We start from the raw sequence: 19,417 nt of genomic DNA, 5'->3' as shown, positions 1-19,417 counted from the left end.
ACAGGCAATGTTTTTCGCCTGTATGCAGTTTTCTGTTAATTCCTTTCACCGAAAAACTCGGCTGTATATGATGTGTTTCCGGACATAATTTTGAATGTATAGGTAAATACATTTGAATTACTATTATATAATCCGTAATGTTCATCACCGTTTTCATGTTCTTCATCCATGTGGTGTGCCCAAGACATTCCTTCGGAATCTTTCATCATATTGTGATGCTCGCTTTGATCTGTCATGTCGTGTCCGTATTCATTATAAAAATCATTACCCACGGTACACATTTGTATCATATCTCCGTCTTCAAAAAGACGTTGAATAAATGTTGTATCAATTTCACTTCCGTAACAATGAATTTCTATTTGGTTGTCATCAGTTCTTGTAATATCTGCTGTTGCATCAGACACTCCTGCTTTATTGTTGCTTGTAACCGTTCCTGTATATGACCCGACTATATCAATTGTCAAATCTTTAATTTGATTATTTTTATCACATGAAACTATTGCAACAGACATTGCAATAATTGCCGTAATTGATAATATTTTAAAAGTTTTCATTTGTTTATTATTAATTTTATTATATTTCGGATAAACCGAAATTTGCAGTTATTTTATTTGTTATATTACTATAAACCCGGATAAGGTATAACTTCTCTAAAAGTAAAGTTTACCGTATATGCAGATTTATCCTATAGTCTGAAAGACTGAAGAAAGGCTGAGGAATTCAGGACAATTTGCTTTAAGGATTTAAAGTTGTCCGAGAGAATATGTTTTGTTTCTGTTAAAAAATAACTCTTAAAGGTATTGACATAAAATGAAACCGTTTTAACTACAGTTTTTTGATCAGAGATGAAATCTGATTTAACAAAACTGTCTGTCAGGCTGTGTGTTTCTGATGTGTCGGTGCAGCAATCGCACGGAATGTCACAGCAACTGTCAGCTTCAAGAAAAAGAGATACAGAAAATAATTTATTTCCCGAATAATGTTTATTCACGGTTATTCCTATTACAGAGAGTAACAGGATAAAAGACATTATATAATAGGCTGCTTTTTTAAGCATTTTTATGTTAGAATAAATATTTAAACTGTAAACACAAAAGTAATGTTTAATATTGTGTTATTATCATATAATTTTGATTAATATTTATATTATTTTAAAATAGTAAAGGATGTGATAATGCCATATTTGTAAAGTTTTTTTGAGTTGAGCAATTTACTCAACTCAAAAAAATAAAATCTACTACCACGCTAATTGTTAAAGTGATAAATAGTTAAAAAGCCCGAACTGCGCGAACGTACAAGTTCCCGGCCTTATCCTAAAAGAATGGTAAATACTGTTGTTATTATTTTTTTCATTATTTTTATTTTTTATAAGCTCCAAAATAGATGCTTAAAGACATTTTTATTATAAATTAGTTGCACTAACAACTGCCGTAGCACTAATTGGGAAATTAGTACCTGTAGGATTAACAAACCAAGCTGAGGCAGAAAAACCTAAGTAATAATTATATGTTGTAGTTAATTTAACAACGACAAAACCATCAGAACTGATGTATTGAGATATTGAGACCCCCGAAGCATAATTATTAGCACTTGGATTACTTATACCTGCAGTTGATCCAAATGTATAACCAGCTACATCTGAATTAATTACCGCACTTACTCCATAAGCATAACCTTCAACCAATATACGGTACATGGTGTTTGAATATTCAGGTATGTTTGTTTTGATATGTATTGGATTAGCTGTATTATCAGTAGTATTAAATGTAATAAAATCTCTTCGAACTTCACCTCCTTGCGAAACCAGACCGCCTGTACCCCCGGTAGTTGTCGGAGTTACCCAACTTGCTTTACCATTGGCATCAGAAGTTAATACTTTTCCTGCACCTTCTGTTCCATCTGTAATTTTAACAGAACCACTTACCTCTAACTTTTCGGTTGGAGAGAAAGTGCCAATACCCACATTACTGCTTCCTAACGCCATTAAAGCATCTCCCGTATTGTTTAATGCTAAAGGAATATTACTGCTTCCTCCCGGTATAAAGGCTATTAAACCTGAACCGTATTTTATATCGGTATCTGTACCGTTGGCATTAAAACCTACATGAAAATAATTACCGATAGTAGTTGTGTTACCTAATTTAAAAGATGTTCCTCTAATGTCTCCGTCAACATCTAAAGTAGTTAATGGTGTTGTTGTTCCTATTCCTGTTTTCCCATCAGCTTTGATGGTCATCTGTTCAATAGAATTAGTACCTAAAAACAAATCATAATTAGGGCGAGAAGCCATCAAACCAACTAATTTACCTGTAGATCCTTCACCAACATACCATGTTTCTGTTCCTGCCATATCTAATCCTTGGAAATAAGATTGATAATTCCCATCTGTTTCTAAATTATCATTATCCGTTAATGAAAAAAGAGGAAAATTATCTGCAACCTCTACAACTGTGCTTGGTGTAGTTGTTCCTATTCCTACGTTACCACTTGCTCTGTAAATATCACTTCCGCTAATTGTCCAAGGAGAAGAACTTGTTGGTAAAGCAACCGTATTTCCCCCCGTACCGGAAATACTTAAATTATTACCACTAATTGATAAGTTTTGTATTTCATTGGTAGAGTCTCCATCTACCTCAATAAAAGAAGTTAAATAACCTTGTGCAGCATGGTTTCCCCAAGAATAAGCGGTGCTCCAATTGGTCATTAAGGTATTAGTAATACCAAATGCCGGCGCAGCTGTAAAAGCCGGATCGGTTTCTGAGAAAGATGTCAAATAACCTGCATCGTTCGTAAACACACTTACATTGGTTGGTACGCCGGTTAAACTGCTGTATTGTCCGTCAAAATCATCGGTAAAATTTGTGTCTAAATTAACGGGTACATTGGTTAAATTATTGAAATCACCATCAAAACCGATACCGGATAAATCAAGCGTAGAGCCGCTGCTAATGCTCAGACTGTTACCGCTTAACGAAATATCTTGAAGTTCATTTAATGGGTCAGCATCGACATCGTTTACCGAAAAAGAACCGCCTGTATTGGATAAGGTCACGATATCTAAGATTCTGGATATTGTTTGCAGTTCGTTCAGAGGGTCAGCATCAGCATCGTTTACTGCATCAACAAAACTCCCTCCGCCATTAGACAAATAAACAACCGGAGATGGGCCCGGTTTTGATATGGTTTGTATTTCGTTGGTTGGGTCTCCGTCTGCTTCTGCGGTTATTCCTCCTGCTACATAACCAAAAACTGCGATACCGGCAGAATCTATGTGTGTATCGGTGTCAACAGTGTGTGCTCCTGCAACATACCCTAAACCTGCTATTCCTGCTGAATCAATATGTGTATCGGTATCAATGGTGTGGTTGTTCCAATTGGCTGTGTCTGCCGCTGTTATACCATTGGCAATAGATGCTCCAAATATTGGGTCAGTTTCGGTATAACTTACAGTTCCTGTAATGTTTTCGGCTGTTTTAGCGTGCAAAGCGTAAGGTACACTTAATAGTTGGCTTGTTCCCGTTATGGTATAGTTTGTTCCGCCTGTCGGGTCGGTTTCTGTTTTTACAAAATAGGTGTCGTTTGCCCAATCTATTGTAGTGAAATCGCCGCTTACCACAGTTCCCGTTCCTATTTCAATACTTACCAATCCGTTGGTATTGGTTGTAGGGTTTTGTGTTTCAACATAAACTTCCGTGCCTGTTTCAGAGCTTTGTAAAATGCTTATTTGCATTCCTACGGATTGAGAAATTACTAAATTATTACTTGCATCGCGAATTACGGCTTGGTAACTCATTTTTTCGGGTGCTTGTGCAAAAGCAGTTGAAAGTGAAACGGTACAAATAAAAAGTACCATTGCTGTATATTGAATTATCTTTTTCATTGTTTTTAATTTTTAAGTTATGATTGTGTCCTTGATACAAACTTTCTGAAAAAGAAAATTCATTTTAACGGACAGTCTCATATCGTTTTTAATTATTTTACCCACATTGTGGGTTTTATTTGTAAACCTGTCAGATTTTTAAAACCTGACAGGTTGCTTAGCAAAAATCCATTTTTAAAATTATTTCACCAGGTTAAAAAGCTCTGACGGCTCTCACTCTATAAGGGTTGTCCTTAAAGCCGATATTGTCTGGGGTACCATAGTAGAAATTGAAGCCCCAAGCGTTATTATTATTGATATCTGTAGAACTCCAATAGAGCATATTATTAACAAAATTAGCACCACCATTTGTTGTAGCTGTTGCATTAATAGTTGCTCTATTTTGATACATTAGAGTAAGTTCTGCTATTGAAGGTAAATACCAATCGCCATAAGTTTTTCCGCCTTCGGTAATTTGTAATTCATTACATATTCGAGCTGCATAGGTATTTCCGTCATCTCCAATTGCTACTTGTGCGGCAATTATTATTGCTGTATTTGCCTTTCCCGCATAAGGCCCGTCTCCTTTTGCTTGAGTATTACCATAAGTTCCTGCATACCATCTTACACTACTTTCTCCGTTTTGGTCAGATTTTGCACAAACCAATCCGTGTTTTCCTGTTTCGTCAACCCAAAATACTATACCACCTTGTGCAAAATCGCCAACAGAGTATCCACCACTACCACCACCTGCTACAAATCCCATATTGGCTATAGCAGTAGAATCAACGTGTGCTCCTGCTACATATCCTAAACCTGCAATACCGGCAGAATCTATGTGTGTATCGGTGTCAACAGTGTGTGCTCCTGCAACATACCCTAAACCTGCTATTCCTGTTGAATCAATATGTGTATCGGTATCAACGGTGTGGTTGTTCCAATTGGCGGTATCTGCTGCTGTAATACCATTGGCAATAGATGCTCCGAAAACCGGGTCGGTTTCGGTATAATTTACTGTTCCCGTTAAACTTTCGGCTGTTTTAGCATGCAAAGCATAAGGTACACTTAACAACTGGCTTGTTCCCGTAATTGTGTAATTTGTTCCGCCTGTCGGGTCGGTTTCTGTTTTTATAAAATAAGTGTCGTTTGCCCAGTCTATGGCGGTAAAATTGCCACTTACCACGGTTCCCGTTCCTATTTCAATGCTTACCAATCCGTTAGCATTGGTTGTAGGGCTTTGTGTTTCTACATAAACTTCCGTGCCTGTTGCAGAGCCTTGTAAAATGCTTATTTGCATTTCTACGGTTTGATTGGCTATTAAGTTGTTACCGGCATCTCTTATTACCGCTTGGTAACTCATTTTTTCCGGAGCTTGGGCGTAAACAACGGAAAGCCCAAAGCTAAAAGTTAAAAGTAAAGCACTTGCTATTTTTAATATTCGTTTCATAATTTTAGTTTTTGATTATTTTAAATGTTTTTATTACTTGGTTATTTTTTAATACGTTTAAAAAGTAAGCGGCTGATGCTTGGCTTTCCAAACTAATGTCTGTAGAAGTGCTGCTTATTATTTTGTCTTCAATTATTTTTCCTTGTATGTTAAATAATTGATAACTCAAATTGCTGCTGTCTTCTGATTTTAAAGTTAAATAACCGTCGGTAGGATTGGGATAAACGGAAAGTTCCAAATTGACAGATATTTCGTTTATTCCTACTGTTGTATAAATTTCGTAAGGTTGTTGAACACCTTGTGAAATGCTTCCTGTTGTGCCCGTGTGAGCAGTATAAACTACTTGTCCTACGGAGTAACTGACTGTTCCGCCAGCTCCTGTTGCCTTACCGCCTGCGGCAACCGGGCTTTCTTGTGCGTGTAATCCTCCTATTCCTAAGAGCAAAAACGCAATGTATGTAATTGTTTTTTTTTGTTTCATATTATTTTTGTTTAAACTGTTATATAAAGTATATTCGGATGAAGATATGTTTTATTATTGTATAAAATATATTTGTATGAAAATGTATTTTATTGTTATGCGAGTTTTTTTATATCAGGTACGATTAGATAAGTTATTTGTCGACACAAAGTGTATTTACAATAATCGTTTTGCTGTATCGGAGGTTAAATTCCGGAAGTATAATCTATTCTATTAGGTTTATTTATAAAAAAAAACAGACTATTCAGGTATCTGATTACTCTACAACCTGAAACTCTGCAAATATGCAGGAGAAGTGTTTGCGCTATATTTGATATTTTTATATGTTGCCGAAAAAACAGTGTTTTCAGACAAACTCGAAATTATTTCATTTGTATTAGTAATGTAGCTGAAGGAATTTATACCGAATTCAAAAAACGTTCTGACAAAACTGTCTGTCAGGCTGTGTGTTTCTGATGTGTTACTGCAACAATCACAAGGATTATCACAGCAACTGTCAGCTTCAAGAAAAAGAGATACTGAAAATAATTTATTTCCCGAATAATGTTTATTCACGGTTATTCCTATTACAGAGAGTAACAAAATAAAAGTCATTATATAATAAGCTGCTTTTTTAAGCATAGCATATAACTTAAGGTATTATTCGGTGTAAAATTAAAATGTTATTTTTTGTTTCTTTCATATAATTTTGAAAGTATTTTATATAATTTTAAGGCTATTTCTTTTTAAATAAAGTATAAATATACGGTCTTTCGTTACCGGAAGGCATTATATATGTATGATTAAAACTTTCAGTTAAATCAAACTCCTTACCGAGTTCTATAACAAGCATTTCTTTATTGTACCTGAAAACCGGAAGTCCCGAACAGGTTTCGGCACCATCTGTGTTAAATTGAGCAATCAAGGCAAATCCGTTACTTTTAATATTTCTTTTTAACAGATTAAAATATGTTTCCCTGTCTTTTTTTTCGGTAAAGAAATGCAAAACAGCTCTGTCTATCCATAAATCAACTTTTTGTATTTTGTTAATTTCTTTCGGTTTTGTTAAATCGTCAATTATAAATTTAACTTTATCCGTATTTATTCGGTCTTTTAGTTTTTGTAATGCAACTTCACTGATATCGGTTGCCGTTATATTCGTATAATTTTTTTTAAGTAATTCATCAATAAGGGTTGTTGTTCCCGCTCCGATAATTAATATATTTGAATCTTTATTTAAGTTTGTTTTTTCTATTAATTCAATTGTTTTACTCAAATCTGTTTCATACCAACCAAGCTGTTCATCGGGAGTTTTTGTGTATTTTTTATTCCAATGATGCCTTAAATCTTTATTTTTTGCAATTTCTTTCATTATTTTACTTTGTATTTAGGCACGAAAATAATGTTTTTATTACAATTTCAGATTTTTTAATCGTAAAGAATTTGTAATTACCGAAACAGAACTGAAGCTCATGGCTGCTGCTGCAATCATAGGTGACAATAAAAGTCCGAATACCGGGAATAATACACCTGCGGCAATCGGGACACCTAATACATTATAAATAAATGCAAAAAATAAGTTTTGTTTGATGTTTTTCATTATAGAATGACTTAACTTTTTGGCTTTAACAATACCGTTTAAATCGCCTTTCATTAATGTGATTTCGCCGCTTTCAATTGCGACATCCGTGCCGGTTCCCATAGCAATACCGATATCGGATTGTGCCAGAGCCGGAGCATCATTTATTCCGTCGCCCGCCATTGCAACAATTTTACCTTCGGCTTGCAATCGTTTTATTTCATTGAGTTTATCTTCGGGCATACATTCGGCTTTAAAGCCGGAGATGTTAAGTTCATCGGCAACTGCTTTTGCAGTATTTTTATTGTCGCCTGTAAGCATAATTACTTCAACACCTTGTCGGATAAGTTCTTGAACAGCTTCTTTGCTTGTTTTCTTAATTGCATCGCTTATGGTAATAAAACCGGCAACATTTTTATTTTCTGCAATATATGAAACCGTTTTACCAAGTTTTTGTTCTTTTTCAACTTGATTTTTTAAGTTTTCGGGTATATCCGCACCGATTTCGGACATTAATTTTGAATTTCCTATCGCAATATTTTCTCCTGCAACAACTCCGATAACACCTTTTCCGGTAACGGATTCAAAATTTTCAGCTTCATTTAAAGCAATTTTTTTATTTTTTGCATATTTCACAACTGCCTCGGCAAGCGGATGTTCACTTTGTGAATTTAAAGATGCTGCTTTTTGTAATAAATATTCTTCTTTACCGGCATTTAGAGCAACAATTTTCTCGACAGAGGGTTTACCTTCGGTAAGTGTTCCTGTTTTATCGGTAATCAAAACATTGATTTTGTCCATTTTTTCAATGGCTTCGGCATTTTTTATTAAAATTCCGGATTGAGCACCTTTGCCCACACCTACCATAACCGCCATAGGCGTTGCAAGCCCCAATGCACAAGGGCAAGCAATAATAAGAACGGCAACTGCATTCACAAAAGCATAAACGTAAGCCGGCTCGGGACCGAAAATTGCCCATACGGCAAATGTAGTTCCGGCAATGACCACTACGATAGGTACAAAGTATTTTGAAATTTTATCGGCAAGTTTTTGGATAGGTGCACGCGAGCGACTTGCTTCGTTAACCAATTTTATTATTTGCGACAATAAAGTTTCGGAACCTACTTTTTCGGCTTTCATTACAAAAGACTTATTACCGTTAATTGTTCCGGAACTGACATTATCGTTAATTGTTTTATCTACGGGAACAGGTTCACCGGTAATCATACTTTCGTCAATATGGCTGCCGCCTTCTGTAATAATTCCGTCAACGGGAATTTTCTCACCGGGTTTAACCCGAATTAAATCACCTTTTTTTATATCGTGAATTGAAATTACTTTTTCAACACCGTCAATAATTACGGTTGCTTCTGTCGGAGCTAACTTCATAAGTTCTTTTATTGCTCCGCTTGTTTTACTGTGTGCTTTTGCTTCCAAAAGCTGCCCGAGAAGAACCAATGTAAGAATTACGGTAACTGCCTCGAAATAAACATATACTGTTCCGCTGTCGGTTTTAAATTGAGCAGGGAAAATATCCGGAAAAAACAGTGCAAATATGCTGAATATAAAAGCAACACCCGCACCGATGCCTATAAGCGTGAACATATTTAAGTTCCAAGTAACGATTGATGTCCAGGCTCTTTCAAAGAACATTCGAGTTGCATAAAAAACAACAGGCAAGGATAATATTAATTGCAATATATTCCAATTTTGCTGATTTGTAATATCAGACAAAGGATTATTAGGCAGAATATCCGCCATTGCAATAAGAAAGATAGGGACAGTAAAAATTACAGCTATCTTCATTTTTTTAAGAAGTTTCAAATAGGTTTTGTCCTCTTCACTTTCTTCGGGTTCTTTCGGAACTAAATCCATTCCGCATTTAGGACAAGCACCGGGAACATCTTTAATAACTTCCGGGTGCATAGGACAAGTATATTCTGTTTTCGTACTTACTTGTTTTTGCTCTATCAAATCCATTCCGCATTTTGGACATGCTCCGAATTTATCATAAGTTTTATCACCTTCGCATTGCATCGGGCAGTAAAAAATACCGGTTTTATTAAAATCTGCTTTCTTAATATGGTGTTTATGTTCGTGTTTGTTTACGGGCTCGTTACCGGGCATCTGAATTGTATAATGTAAGCCAGCTTTCATCAGGGTTTCCTGCAATTTTTCAAGCGAGATGTGTTTCGACATTTCAATTGTAACTTCCGACTTCTTTAAGTTTACTTTTAAATCGGTAATTTCGTTAAGAGAATTCAGAGCATCTTCAACACTAGTTTTACAACCCATGCAGGTCATGCCGTCAATTTTATATGTATGTGTCATAATTGTATGATTTTATTTACTGCAAAGTTATGCCTGCAACAACAAAATCTTTCATACAATTAAGAATATGATTTATATATTTTCGGGGGATTATATTTCGTCTAATGACTTCCTTTTACCGCTTTCCAATTTTTTAAAAGCGGTAGGTGTTATGCCCGTAACGTCTTTAAATTGCCGAGAAAGATGCTGAACACTGCTGTATTCCATTTCATAAGAAATTTCAGACAAAGATAATTCGTTGTATATCAACAATTCTTTAACTCTTTCTATTTTTTGCAGAATGATATATTTTTCAATGGTTTGGGCTTCAACGGAAGAGAAGAGTTTGCTTAAATACGGATAATCGTGTCCTACTTTTCCGGCAAGGTAATCCGAAAAATTTACTTTTCTTGTAAAATCAGGCGAATATCTGATGTAATTAATAACTTCGGTTTTAATTTGACTTATAATTTTGCTTTTTTTATCGTCAATAAGTTCAAAACCTACGGCTCTTAATTCTTTATCAAGCGACAAAAAATCTATTTCTTCTTTTTTAATAGTTATTGTTACTTCGCCCAATCTAATATCCGAGAAAGGAATGTTCAGTTTAATAAGTATTTGTCTTACGGAAGATATACAACGCGGGCAAACCATGTTTTTTATGTAGAGTGATGTTTTCATTGCTTAACAAAGATATAAACTTTTTAAAAAATGTTATTATTATTTCTTTTTATTACGCCGGTTAAAATTTTTATCTCCTTTTGTTTTAGGTCTTTTATATTTTTTCATTTTTCTTAAATATGAACCCCCTTGATTAGTTTTTTTGTTTTTATCTTTCTTTTCATGAAAAGCCGGACCTTTAACATCTTTATCGGGAATACGATGTTTAATAATTTTTCCTTTAACAGAGGGTTGTTCTTCGGGAGTAAGGTCTTTCGAAATTTTAACCTCTTTCGGGAAATCAACTTCCGGAATTTTGTATGACATTAATTTTTCTATTGCTTCTTTTGCTTTTTGCTCTTTTTCGGTAAAAAATAAAATTGATTTTCCTTGCTTTTCTGCTCTCCCGGTTCTTCCAATACGGTGCATATAATTTTCGGGAAAGTTCGGAGTATCAATATTAACAACATGAGAGATGTTTTCTAAGTCTAATCCTCTTGCCATTATATCTGTAGTTATTAATATTCGATTTTTCCCTTCATTAAATTGCTTTATTGTGCGAATTCTGTAATTTTGAGATTTATTTGAGTGTATAACCCCCATTTCAATTCCGAAAGTTTCTTCTAAAGTTTCAAATATTTTATCTGCACTTTTTTTACTATAGGTAAAAACCAGCACTTTCTTATACTCTTCTTTATTTTCAATAAGATAAGAAAGTAAATTTATTTTAGTATAAAAGTTGGGGGCTTTAAAGCACTGTTGTTCTATGTTTTCAAGGCGAGTTCCGCTTACGGCAACAGATATTTTTGCAGGAGCAATAAAATAATCATTAATCAAAGTATCAACTTCTAATGTCATTGTAGCAGAAAACATTATATTTTGTCTGCGTTTCGGCAAAAGCTCAAAAATGTTTTTTAGTTGGTAACGAAAGCCTAAATCTAACATTACATCAACTTCGTCAATAACTAATTTACTTATTGATTTTAATCTTAAGACACCGCTTACAGCTAAATCATATAACCTTCCGGGTGTCGAAATCAGAATGTCAGCACCTTTTAAAACAGCTTTTTTTTGTGTGTTGATGTTAGTTCCTCCGTAAACGCCCAACACTCTCAGACTCATGTATTTTGCATAAGTTTTTGTTTGCTCTGTAAGTTGTAAAACCAGTTCTCTGGTAGGAACCATTATTAAAATTCGGGGTGTTAGTTGCTTTGAAAATTTTAAATCTTGCAGTATCGGCAACATATATGCTAAAGTTTTTCCTGTTCCGGTTTGTGAAATTCCTACAATATTTTTGCCTGAACGGATTATAGGAAAAGCTTTTTTTTGAATAGGGGTTAAACTTGTAAAACCCAAATCAGAAATTGCATTAATAAGAGCTTTTGAAATATTTATATCTTCGAGGTTGTTCATAGTTGTAAAAAATATAAGGGAAGGTCGTAATTATCCTTAATAAGCGACAAAATTAATTAAATTTAATGATTTATTTATTGTTTTTTGATTTGTTTAAAGTTTATATTATTCCGAACTGAGTACCTTACATTGAAATAAGACAGATAAGGTTATAATAAAAAAACGCAGCCGAAAAAGCTACGCTTTGCATTTTTGATTATATTTTTCTATCCCTTTTCTTTCGGGAATATTTAATATTCACCATCTCCGTCGAAACCGGAATCGGGCTCAAGGTCTTCCATCGTAAGGTTGTCAATAACATCTTGTATGTCTGAAATAAACTGAGATTCTGAAAAGTCAGGATTTTCAAAGATTTCATTTAAAGCACCAACTGTTTTATTTTTATCATCAATATTCATTGCTCTGTCGGCAAGAATTGCAACGGCAATATCAACGTCAGAACTTGTTAAATATGAGGCTTTCTTGAATCCAGCCTTCTGTTACGTCGCCCAATTTAATCTTAATATAATCTCGAACTTTTGATGTACTTGAATCGGGAACAATTTCTCCGAATGTTGTTGCAACTTCACCTAAGTATATTGTGGTTATGTAGGGCTTGCCGAAAAACACTAATATGTTTGTTTTCAGCCATTTATAGGATTGTTTACATATACAGGTGCAAGGTTTTTAATTCATTTCGTCCTATTTCCCGGTACTTGTGTAAAATATTTTAGCTGCCCACAGGCACACTATCTTTCAAATTTCTCTTATTTCGCAGTATTTATATACGACTTCAAACGAGAAACTTGAAATCTAATGCACCTGTGAGCTTTTCTGCAAGCCCTATGTATTTTCCTTTTGAAGACGGAGTTTCTTTCAAAGAAACTGCTTTCCACATACAAATAATATTTTTTATCTTGTCAGTATCGTCTTCTTGGGCGGGGTCATCAACAACATATTCCTCGGAAACAACATCATTGGTTTTTTCGGATGCAGCATCTTCATCTCCGCAACTAAAAATAAAGAACAAGAAAAGCGGCAGAAAGAAAAGGAGCTTAAGTTTAGTAACTCTCATAATAAAACAAATTAATTAATAATTTAAACCTTCAAATAGGATTTACAACACAAAAAATATAATTTAAATGAAAGGGAAATCGTTACAATTCATATCGGGTTGTTTTATTTATAAAAAACAATTAACTTGTATTTCGAATCAAAAATATTTCTCAATGAAAACAAAAGCCGGAATCACACTTCTATTATTAATGTTTTATTTTGTAACAGCCTTTTCTCAAACAAAAGTTCAAAAACTATATGATGCAAAGAAATATGAAAAATGCCTAATCCTTTGTGATAAAAACATTAAAGAAAATAAAGACAAACAGGGTTCGATTCTTTACAAAAGCTTAGTATTAACAGACGCTTTCAGAGATGAGAAAATTATCAAATTATATGAATATTCGATATACGAATCCCTGAAAGGAATAAGTAAACTTGAATCTTACAACAAGAAAAAGCCGAAAGACTCATTTTACAGAACAAACAAAAGAAAAATAAAACGTATTAAAGACAATGTCCTGGTTGCTGCAGATTCGTTCTTTATAAAAGGGAATTCAAAGAGAGCAAAGAAAATATATAAAAAACTTATGCAAATTTATCCTGCTGAAAAGGTGTACTTATTTAAGCTTGCCAAAGCATACAATTTTAAGAGCCGGGATATTTTAAAAAACACCCCAAATATAGACGAAGCGGATTTACACGAAACAATATATGATGTTGTAAGTGAGAGCTTTATTTATTTGAAAAAAGGCGGAAGGGGTGAACTTGAAAATGCTTTGGAAACCCTTTTTTTGCAAGAGAAGTGTGATATTGAAACTGCAAGCACACTGTTGGTTTTTTTGAAAAGGAACTATAAGTCAAGCACCAAAGCAAAGGAGCTGTCGAGAAAATTTCAAGAAAAATATTGGCAAATTGACTTATTGGTTATGGTAAACAAAAAAAGAGCAACCGGTTACATCTGCGGAGAAAAATCAATAAAAAAACAACTGCCGTTGGTATTATGTAATTGTTTGGTAAAAACAGCACAAAAATATGCCGATACAATGAAAAAAGAAGATCATTATTCTCATTACGGACCCGACGGAAAATCTCCGTGGGAACGTGCTCGTGACGAAGGTTGTTATTCCGACGGAGAAAATATTGCTGCAGGTTATGCAAATGTTTCTGAAGTGTTAGGAGGATGGTTGCAAAGCCCGGGACATTGCAAAAACATTATGGGCAATCATAAATATATGGGAATAGGTCATTCCGGAACATATTGGGTTCAAATGTTCAGGTAATCAGTCGAACTTAAAACAGTTTCTCAATTTCATCAAACTTAATGATTTCAATGATTTTTCTGCCGTTGTTAGTAAAGTTGGGCATTCTGCATGAAAATAAGTTATTTATAATATGCAACATTTCTTCTGATGCAAGCGGTTTAGCAAAACTTAGAGATGCTTTTTTTGCCAATAATTCAGAAAGGTTCTCCTGAATGGATTCAGATAAAAAATTAGTATCATCTTTAATTTGGACCAGAACAACTTCTAAGAGCTCTTTTGGGTTTGCATTTTTTATATGTGACGGAACTCCGGAAATAACAACTTCTTCGTTTTTGTTAAAAGAAATGTCAAAACCGATGCTTTTAAGACTTTTTTCAGCACTTTTCAAAAACTCAAAATCTTCAGATGTCAATTGAATTTTTACAGGATACAGAATTTTTTGTATTGAAACATTCCCGGATTGCATTGAACTTAATAAAGATTCAAAAAGAATACGTTCGTGTGCTCTTGTTATGTGAATCAACATAATTCCGGATTTTACCGGAGTTGCAATATATTTATTTTTAACCTGAAATAATTTTGAAAATGCTTGGGCTTCGGCAGAAATTGTATTTTGTTCAGGAGTCTTTGTTTCATTGTTGAGGCTTGATTCAAAACTGTTATATAACAAATCCCAATTTTCAGGAACCGGTTCTTTTTTAAAAGATGAGCCCGTAAAAGACATTTTTGCCTCACGACCCTTTTCGTTAAAAGGATTATAATTTCCTGAATTTGTTATAGCCGGAATTTTTAAATCATCTTTTTCATTCCCGGAGTACGGCATTTCAATATAGCCGTCTCTGTCAAAATCAATTGAAGGAACAATATTGAAACTGCCCAAAGCTTTTTTTATTGATGCTCGAAGTAACTGAAATATTCCCGTTGAATCATCAAAATTAATTTGAATTTTTGCCGGGTGAATGTTAATATCAATTTTTGCCGGGTCAATTTCAAAATATAAAAAAAACGAAGGATGTATATCCGGCTTTATTATTTGCTCATATGCGAGGGAAATTGCCTTGTAAAAATAAGGGTGCTTCATAAAACGCATATTTACAAAAAAATACTGTTCTTCATTTCTTTTTTTTGCAATTTCCGGTTTACCGATATACCCTGATATTTTCAGAATACTTGTATTACTTTCAACAGGAATCAAATTCTTACTGATAGTTTTTCCGAATAATTCAGAAATACGGTGTATTAATTTTCCGCTGCTCAGTTTGTAAATAATATTATCATTATGAATAAGGCTTAACGAAATATCCGGACGAGCCAGAGCAACCTTTTTAAATTCAGAAACAATATGTCGAAATTCTGTGTTATCAGCTTTCAAAAACTTTCGTCTTGCCGGAATATTAAAAAACAAATTACGAACGGAAAAGTTGCTTCCTATAGAAACGGAAACTGTTTCCTGCTTAATTATTTCAGAACCTTTGATATGAATAAATGTTCCGAGATCACTTCCTTCTTGTTTTGTCTTTAGCTCAACATCTGCAACAGCAGCAATTGATGCAAGAGCTTCTCCTCGGAATCCCATAGAATTTATGGCAAACAAATCTTTTGCTTCTCTTATTTTAGAAGTTGCGTGTCGTTCAAAAGCCATTCGAGCATCTGTTTCCGACATTCCTTTACCGTTATCGATTACTTGTATTAATGTTCTTCCGGCATCTGTTATATTTACAATTATATTATTTGTTCCGGCATCTGTTGCATTCTCAATCAGTTCTTTTATAACCGAAGCGGGACGCTGGATAACTTCACCCGCAGCAATTTGGTTTGCAACCGAATCCGGTAATAATTGTATAATATCGCTCATTTATTTTAAAACCCTTTAAAATGCAAAATAATAAAAATTTAAAGAAATAAATATTATAATTTGTATAAAAAGAAAAAATGAAACAAAGAGAGCTTGATATTCATTAAAAATAAAAATAATAAGCCGAAACCAAGACTATTGAAGTTTTGCCTCTTTTTTTTGATTAAGACCGTTTGTTCTTCTTGACCACCAAGAACTTAAGATTAAACCGGAAACAATGTGCCAAATGCCCCACGTTGCAGCAATAAAAGCAATGCCACCGTAACCGTCCGGAAAAATGTTTTTATTAAAAATTAGGACTAAAGCGATGCCGGAGTTTTGAATTCCGGTTTCTATCGTAATTGTTTTTCTGTCTAAGACAGGCAAAAAAGATGCCCGTGCAATTGCATTTCCCATTCCGAAGGCAATGACATTATGAAAGAAAACGATAGGTAAAAGCAGTAAGAAATAGCCCATAAAATGTCCGAAGTTTGCAACAACGGCACCGGCAATAAAGCCGAGAAATGCAATTATTGAAATCCATTTTATGGGTTTAAATATTTTTTCTGTTAATTTCGGAAATCTTCGTGCAAACCATAGTCCTGCTGTCAACGGAACTCCCATTAATATTATTATTGTTTGAAAAACATGTTGCCAGGGAATTTCAAGAGGGTTTGCTAAAGGAACGGAGCTTATGTATAGTTCGCTCCAAAAAACGAAGTTTAAAGGAGTCATTATAATTGAAAGCAAATCAGAAAATGCGGTTAATGTTACTGACAGTGCGGTGTTTCCTTTTGCCAATGATGTCATAAAGTTTGAAATGTTTCCGCCGGGACAGGATGCAACAAGCAACATTCCCAAAGAAATAGAAACAGGAAACTTTAGTAATATAACTAACAAATAAGTTATTGCCGGGAGCAATAAAAACTGTGCAATTAACCCTATCATAACCGATTTTGGGTTTTTTGTTATTTGAACAAAGTGTTCTCGTTTTATTCCGAGAGCAACACCGAACATAATAAATGCTATGGTAATATTCATGACCATAAGCCCGGCTTCGTTAAAATTTAATTTAATTTCATCTAAAGGTTGAAGCAGTAAGTTGAACTTTTCGAACATTTTTTTTGTTTTACAAAGCTAATTTAGTGCTTTTTTTCATTTTCAAGCAATTTTATAATAATATTCGGCTCAAAACCTCTGCTTGAAGCAAACCGCAAAAGCTTTGTTTTCTCTTTATACGGGTCTTTTTCTTTTAATTTTTCTCTTTTTTCTTTTATAACATTTTTTAACATTTCAAGATATTCTTCTTGTTTAATTTCGCTTATTGCCTCAGCAATTATTTTTTCGGGTATTTGTTTTTGAAACAACATTGTTTTTATTTTTATTTTCCCCCAGTTATTAAACTTAATTTTATCTTTAACATAAAAGTTTGCATACCTTTTTTCGTCTATAAATTTTTGTTTTTCAAGCTCGGAAATTATTTTTTCATGTTCATCAGGTTTGGCCTTCCAGTCATATAACTTCTTACTAATATCTGATTTGCATTTTTCGGCTTTGCTGCAGAAATACATCGCTTTGTTTAATGCTTTTTTGTATGATATATATTCTTGCGACATTTATTCTACAACTGCTGTTTTGCTCATTATTAAATGTTTATATTTTTCGGAAGGCGATGAAATAAATTCTCCGATTTCGTATTCATTCCATTTCTTGTCAACTAATTTAATTGTAGTCTCATCGGAAGTTACAATATCAGGCCAATCTCTTTTGAAATTATCAATATCGGCTCTTTTTCGTGTTCCGTCAATTATTAAATGAGAAAAGCGATCTTGCGAATTAAAAATATAACAATCTCGTAAAGGCTCAATATTATTTGCAAAAATCCAGGTTGTTTGTTCAATATCAAATACGTTAACCGGATAATCTACAAAGATTAAAAATTTAACTTTAGTAATGCCGACTTCATTTATCAGTTTTTTTGAAAGCTCTTTTACGTGTTCTTTTTTACTTTTTTCAACCGATATAAAAAGAAATGAAATATCGTCTTTTAAAAGGTCGTCATTTATTTCTTTAATTTCCGGATATTTTTTTTTAATATTGATAAGGTCTATTTCTACCGTTTTGGTATTTATCTTAACCGATTTGTTATCGCTTTTTTCCTCATCAAATTTTTTTGTTGCATCAACTCCGAGTTTACTCCCGTATGCAAATTTGCTTGACGAATGGTCAAGAACATCCAAAGGCCCCTTCATAAAAACAATGTCGTTTTCAGGGTTTACGTTTTCCGAAAAAGCTTTTGCAAGGTCTTTATAGTCAGAGATATTAACATTTTTGTCGAAAACAGTAAGCATTTTATTAAACATCATTTGTCCGGCACCCCAAAGCGAATTCATAACTTTTTGAGCTTGCCCGGAAAATGTTTTTTCAATACTTACAAGAGTTAAATTGTGAGCAACCCCTGCATCGGGTATATTCATGTCTTTTAGTTCGGGCAGCATTGCCAGTTTTATGGGAGCAAGAAATATTCTTTCGGTTGCACGTGCTATATATGCATCTTCCATAGGCGGAATCCCGACAACCGTGGCAGGATATATTGCATTTTTTTTATGTGTTATACAGGTTACGTGAAATTTAGGATACCAATCGGGCAAAGAGAAAAAACCGGTATGATCTCCGAAAGGACCCTCCCAAATAAAATCTTCTTGCGGGTCAACATACCCTTCGATAATTATATCTGCTTCTGCGGGAACTTCAATTTCTTGAGTAATTGCTTTTACCATTTTTACTTTTTGCTTTCGCAAAAAACCGGCAAGCATATATTCGTCAATATTATCAGGTAGCGGAGCTGTTGCAGCGTAAGTTAATGTCGGATGTCCTCCGAGAGCAACAGCAACCGGCATTTTTTTACCGAGTTTTTTATATTCCGAAAAATGTCTCGCCCCAACTTTGTGTTTGTGCCAGTGCATCCCGGTCAAATCTTTTTCAAAAACTTGCATTCGATACATTCCGACATTCCGGATGTTTGTAATCGGGTCTTTTGTAATAACTTGGGGAAGTGTAATAAATTTACCTCCGTCTCTGCTCCATGTTTTTAAAATAGGAAATGTTGATAAGTCCGGGTTTTTGTGAATTACTTCTTGTGAACGTCCTTTTCCGGAAACGGTTTTCGGCATAAAAGAAGACAAGGCAGCAAGTTCGGGCAACATTTTCAGCTTATCGAAAATCCCTTTCTTGGGAGAAGTCATACTTTTGAACATTGTTTCTAACTCTTTGCCAATTTCGTTAAAGTTATTTACATTAAGAGCAATTTGCATTCTTTTAACTGAACCGAGAGCATTGATCAGAACAGGGAAATCAGTTCCTGTATTTTCAAACAGCAGAGCTTTGCCTCCGCCTTTTGATTTTGACATTCGGTCAGCAATTTCGGCAATTTCGAGCTCAGGATTAACCCGAGATTTTATTCTGATTAGTTCTTCGGCTTGTTCAATTTTGTTTATGAAGTTTTGCATATTTTTTAATATTTGCTCTGAATGATATTTAGTATTATGTGAAAGA

General features: G+C 34.2%; 17 protein-coding genes. 1 reads left to right on the top strand and 16 read right to left on the bottom strand.

The features are described from left to right. Positions 1 to 35: 35 nt before the first annotated feature. From L3J35_01295 to L3J35_01240, 12 genes are all read right to left on the bottom strand, one after another. On the bottom strand, positions 36 to 554 hold the full coding sequence (locus L3J35_01295) for a hypothetical protein (protein ID MCF6364816.1): 519 nt from the start codon (positions 552 to 554) through the stop codon (positions 36 to 38). 848 nt (positions 555 to 1,402) lie between these two features. Beyond that, positions 1,403 to 3,880 carry a hypothetical protein gene (locus tag L3J35_01290; protein ID MCF6364815.1) on the bottom strand — a complete coding sequence of 826 codons (2,478 nt, stop codon included), beginning with the start codon at positions 3,878 to 3,880 and terminating at the stop codon, positions 1,403 to 1,405. A gap of 193 nt (positions 3,881 to 4,073) precedes the next feature. Next, the gene (locus tag L3J35_01285; GenBank protein MCF6364814.1) at positions 4,074 to 5,306 is read right to left on the bottom strand and encodes a DUF1566 domain-containing protein; all 1,233 of its coding nucleotides are present in this window, start codon (positions 5,304 to 5,306) and stop codon (positions 4,074 to 4,076) included. Between the two features lie 4 nt (positions 5,307 to 5,310). Continuing rightward, positions 5,311 to 5,787, bottom strand: coding sequence for a T9SS type A sorting domain-containing protein (locus L3J35_01280; GenBank protein ID MCF6364813.1), 477 nt, complete (start codon positions 5,785 to 5,787; stop codon positions 5,311 to 5,313). A gap of 261 nt (positions 5,788 to 6,048) precedes the next feature. Beyond that, a complete protein-coding gene (locus tag L3J35_01275) occupies positions 6,049 to 6,408 on the bottom strand; it encodes a hypothetical protein (GenBank protein ID MCF6364812.1) in 360 nt (119 codons plus the stop codon). Positions 6,409 to 6,502: 94 nt separating this feature from the next. Continuing rightward, positions 6,503 to 7,138, bottom strand: a complete 636-nt coding sequence (locus tag L3J35_01270; protein MCF6364811.1) for a class I SAM-dependent methyltransferase — start codon at positions 7,136 to 7,138, stop codon at positions 6,503 to 6,505. Between the two features lie 39 nt (positions 7,139 to 7,177). Then, positions 7,178 to 9,676, bottom strand: coding sequence for a heavy metal translocating P-type ATPase (locus L3J35_01265; GenBank protein MCF6364810.1), 2,499 nt, complete (start codon positions 9,674 to 9,676; stop codon positions 7,178 to 7,180). Positions 9,677 to 9,766: 90 nt separating this feature from the next. Next, positions 9,767 to 10,336 (bottom strand): AraC family transcriptional regulator, encoded by a 570-nt coding sequence (locus L3J35_01260; GenBank protein ID MCF6364809.1) that lies wholly within the window; start codon positions 10,334 to 10,336, stop codon positions 9,767 to 9,769. A 39-nt stretch (positions 10,337 to 10,375) separates the two neighbouring features. Further along, positions 10,376 to 11,728, bottom strand: a complete 1,353-nt coding sequence (locus L3J35_01255; protein ID MCF6364808.1) for a DEAD/DEAH box helicase — start codon at positions 11,726 to 11,728, stop codon at positions 10,376 to 10,378. Between the two features lie 230 nt (positions 11,729 to 11,958). Beyond that, positions 11,959 to 12,126 carry a hypothetical protein gene (locus tag L3J35_01250; protein MCF6364807.1) on the bottom strand — a complete coding sequence of 56 codons (168 nt, stop codon included), beginning with the start codon at positions 12,124 to 12,126 and terminating at the stop codon, positions 11,959 to 11,961. Between the two features lie 37 nt (positions 12,127 to 12,163). Continuing rightward, positions 12,164 to 12,337, bottom strand: coding sequence for a hypothetical protein (locus L3J35_01245; protein MCF6364806.1), 174 nt, complete (start codon positions 12,335 to 12,337; stop codon positions 12,164 to 12,166). A 163-nt stretch (positions 12,338 to 12,500) separates the two neighbouring features. Beyond that, positions 12,501 to 12,782, bottom strand: coding sequence for a hypothetical protein (locus tag L3J35_01240; GenBank protein MCF6364805.1), 282 nt, complete (start codon positions 12,780 to 12,782; stop codon positions 12,501 to 12,503). Between the two features lie 154 nt (positions 12,783 to 12,936). Between L3J35_01240 and L3J35_01235 the strand changes: the two genes are divergently transcribed. Continuing rightward, entirely contained in the window at positions 12,937 to 14,046 is a 1,110-nt protein-coding gene (locus tag L3J35_01235) for a CAP domain-containing protein (protein MCF6364804.1), read from the top strand. A gap of 10 nt (positions 14,047 to 14,056) precedes the next feature. Here the strand turns inward: L3J35_01235 and mutL are convergent, their stop codons facing one another. The 4 genes from mutL to L3J35_01215 all read right to left on the bottom strand — a co-directional run bounded on the left by mutL (position 14,057) and on the right by L3J35_01215 (position 19,371). Beyond that, entirely contained in the window at positions 14,057 to 15,883 is a 1,827-nt protein-coding gene (gene mutL, locus L3J35_01230) for a DNA mismatch repair endonuclease MutL (GenBank protein MCF6364803.1), read from the bottom strand. A 135-nt stretch (positions 15,884 to 16,018) separates the two neighbouring features. Then, positions 16,019 to 16,981, bottom strand: coding sequence for a bile acid:sodium symporter family protein (locus tag L3J35_01225; GenBank protein ID MCF6364802.1), 963 nt, complete (start codon positions 16,979 to 16,981; stop codon positions 16,019 to 16,021). Positions 16,982 to 17,004: 23 nt separating this feature from the next. After that, on the bottom strand, positions 17,005 to 17,478 hold the full coding sequence (locus L3J35_01220) for a RecX family transcriptional regulator (GenBank protein MCF6364801.1): 474 nt from the start codon (positions 17,476 to 17,478) through the stop codon (positions 17,005 to 17,007). Then, complete coding sequence (locus L3J35_01215; GenBank protein MCF6364800.1) at positions 17,479 to 19,371, bottom strand: menaquinone biosynthesis decarboxylase; 1,893 nt, start codon at positions 19,369 to 19,371, stop codon at positions 17,479 to 17,481. Positions 19,372 to 19,417 lie beyond the last annotated feature (46 nt).

This window comes from Bacteroidales bacterium, assembly GCA_021648725.1.
In the GTDB taxonomy this organism is placed as follows: Bacteria; Bacteroidota; Bacteroidia; order Bacteroidales; family JAADGE01; genus JAADGE01.
The sequence above is the reverse complement of the archived record's forward strand: the minus strand, read 5'-3'. Positions and strand labels throughout refer to the sequence as shown.

Excerpts from the sequence above, each read along its gene's own strand:
- L3J35_01215 (MCF6364800.1), bottom strand. The coding sequence starts at position 19,371 with ATGCAAAACTTCATAAACAAAATTGAACAAGCCGAAGAACTAATCAGA.
- L3J35_01225 (MCF6364802.1), bottom strand. The coding sequence starts at position 16,981 with ATGTTCGAAAAGTTCAACTTACTGCTTCAACCTTTAGATGAAATTAAA.
- L3J35_01260 (MCF6364809.1), bottom strand. The coding sequence starts at position 10,336 with ATGAAAACATCACTCTACATAAAAAACATGGTTTGCCCGCGTTGTATA.
- L3J35_01270 (MCF6364811.1), bottom strand. The coding sequence starts at position 7,138 with ATGAAAGAAATTGCAAAAAATAAAGATTTAAGGCATCATTGGAATAAA.
- L3J35_01235 (MCF6364804.1), top strand. The coding sequence starts at position 12,937 with ATGAAAACAAAAGCCGGAATCACACTTCTATTATTAATGTTTTATTTT.
- L3J35_01220 (MCF6364801.1), bottom strand. The coding sequence starts at position 17,478 with ATGTCGCAAGAATATATATCATACAAAAAAGCATTAAACAAAGCGATG.
- mutL (MCF6364803.1), bottom strand. The coding sequence starts at position 15,883 with ATGAGCGATATTATACAATTATTACCGGATTCGGTTGCAAACCAAATT.
- L3J35_01285 (MCF6364814.1), bottom strand. The coding sequence starts at position 5,306 with ATGAAACGAATATTAAAAATAGCAAGTGCTTTACTTTTAACTTTTAGC.
- L3J35_01255 (MCF6364808.1), bottom strand. The coding sequence starts at position 11,728 with ATGAACAACCTCGAAGATATAAATATTTCAAAAGCTCTTATTAATGCA.
- L3J35_01275 (MCF6364812.1), bottom strand. The coding sequence starts at position 6,408 with ATGCTTAAAAAAGCAGCTTATTATATAATGACTTTTATTTTGTTACTC.
- L3J35_01290 (MCF6364815.1), bottom strand. The coding sequence starts at position 3,880 with ATGAAAAAGATAATTCAATATACAGCAATGGTACTTTTTATTTGTACC.
- L3J35_01295 (MCF6364816.1), bottom strand. The coding sequence starts at position 554 with ATGAAAACTTTTAAAATATTATCAATTACGGCAATTATTGCAATGTCT.
- L3J35_01240 (MCF6364805.1), bottom strand. The coding sequence starts at position 12,782 with ATGAGAGTTACTAAACTTAAGCTCCTTTTCTTTCTGCCGCTTTTCTTG.
- L3J35_01280 (MCF6364813.1), bottom strand. The coding sequence starts at position 5,787 with ATGAAACAAAAAAAAACAATTACATACATTGCGTTTTTGCTCTTAGGA.
- L3J35_01250 (MCF6364807.1), bottom strand. The coding sequence starts at position 12,126 with ATGAATATTGATGATAAAAATAAAACAGTTGGTGCTTTAAATGAAATC.
- L3J35_01265 (MCF6364810.1), bottom strand. The coding sequence starts at position 9,676 with ATGACACATACATATAAAATTGACGGCATGACCTGCATGGGTTGTAAA.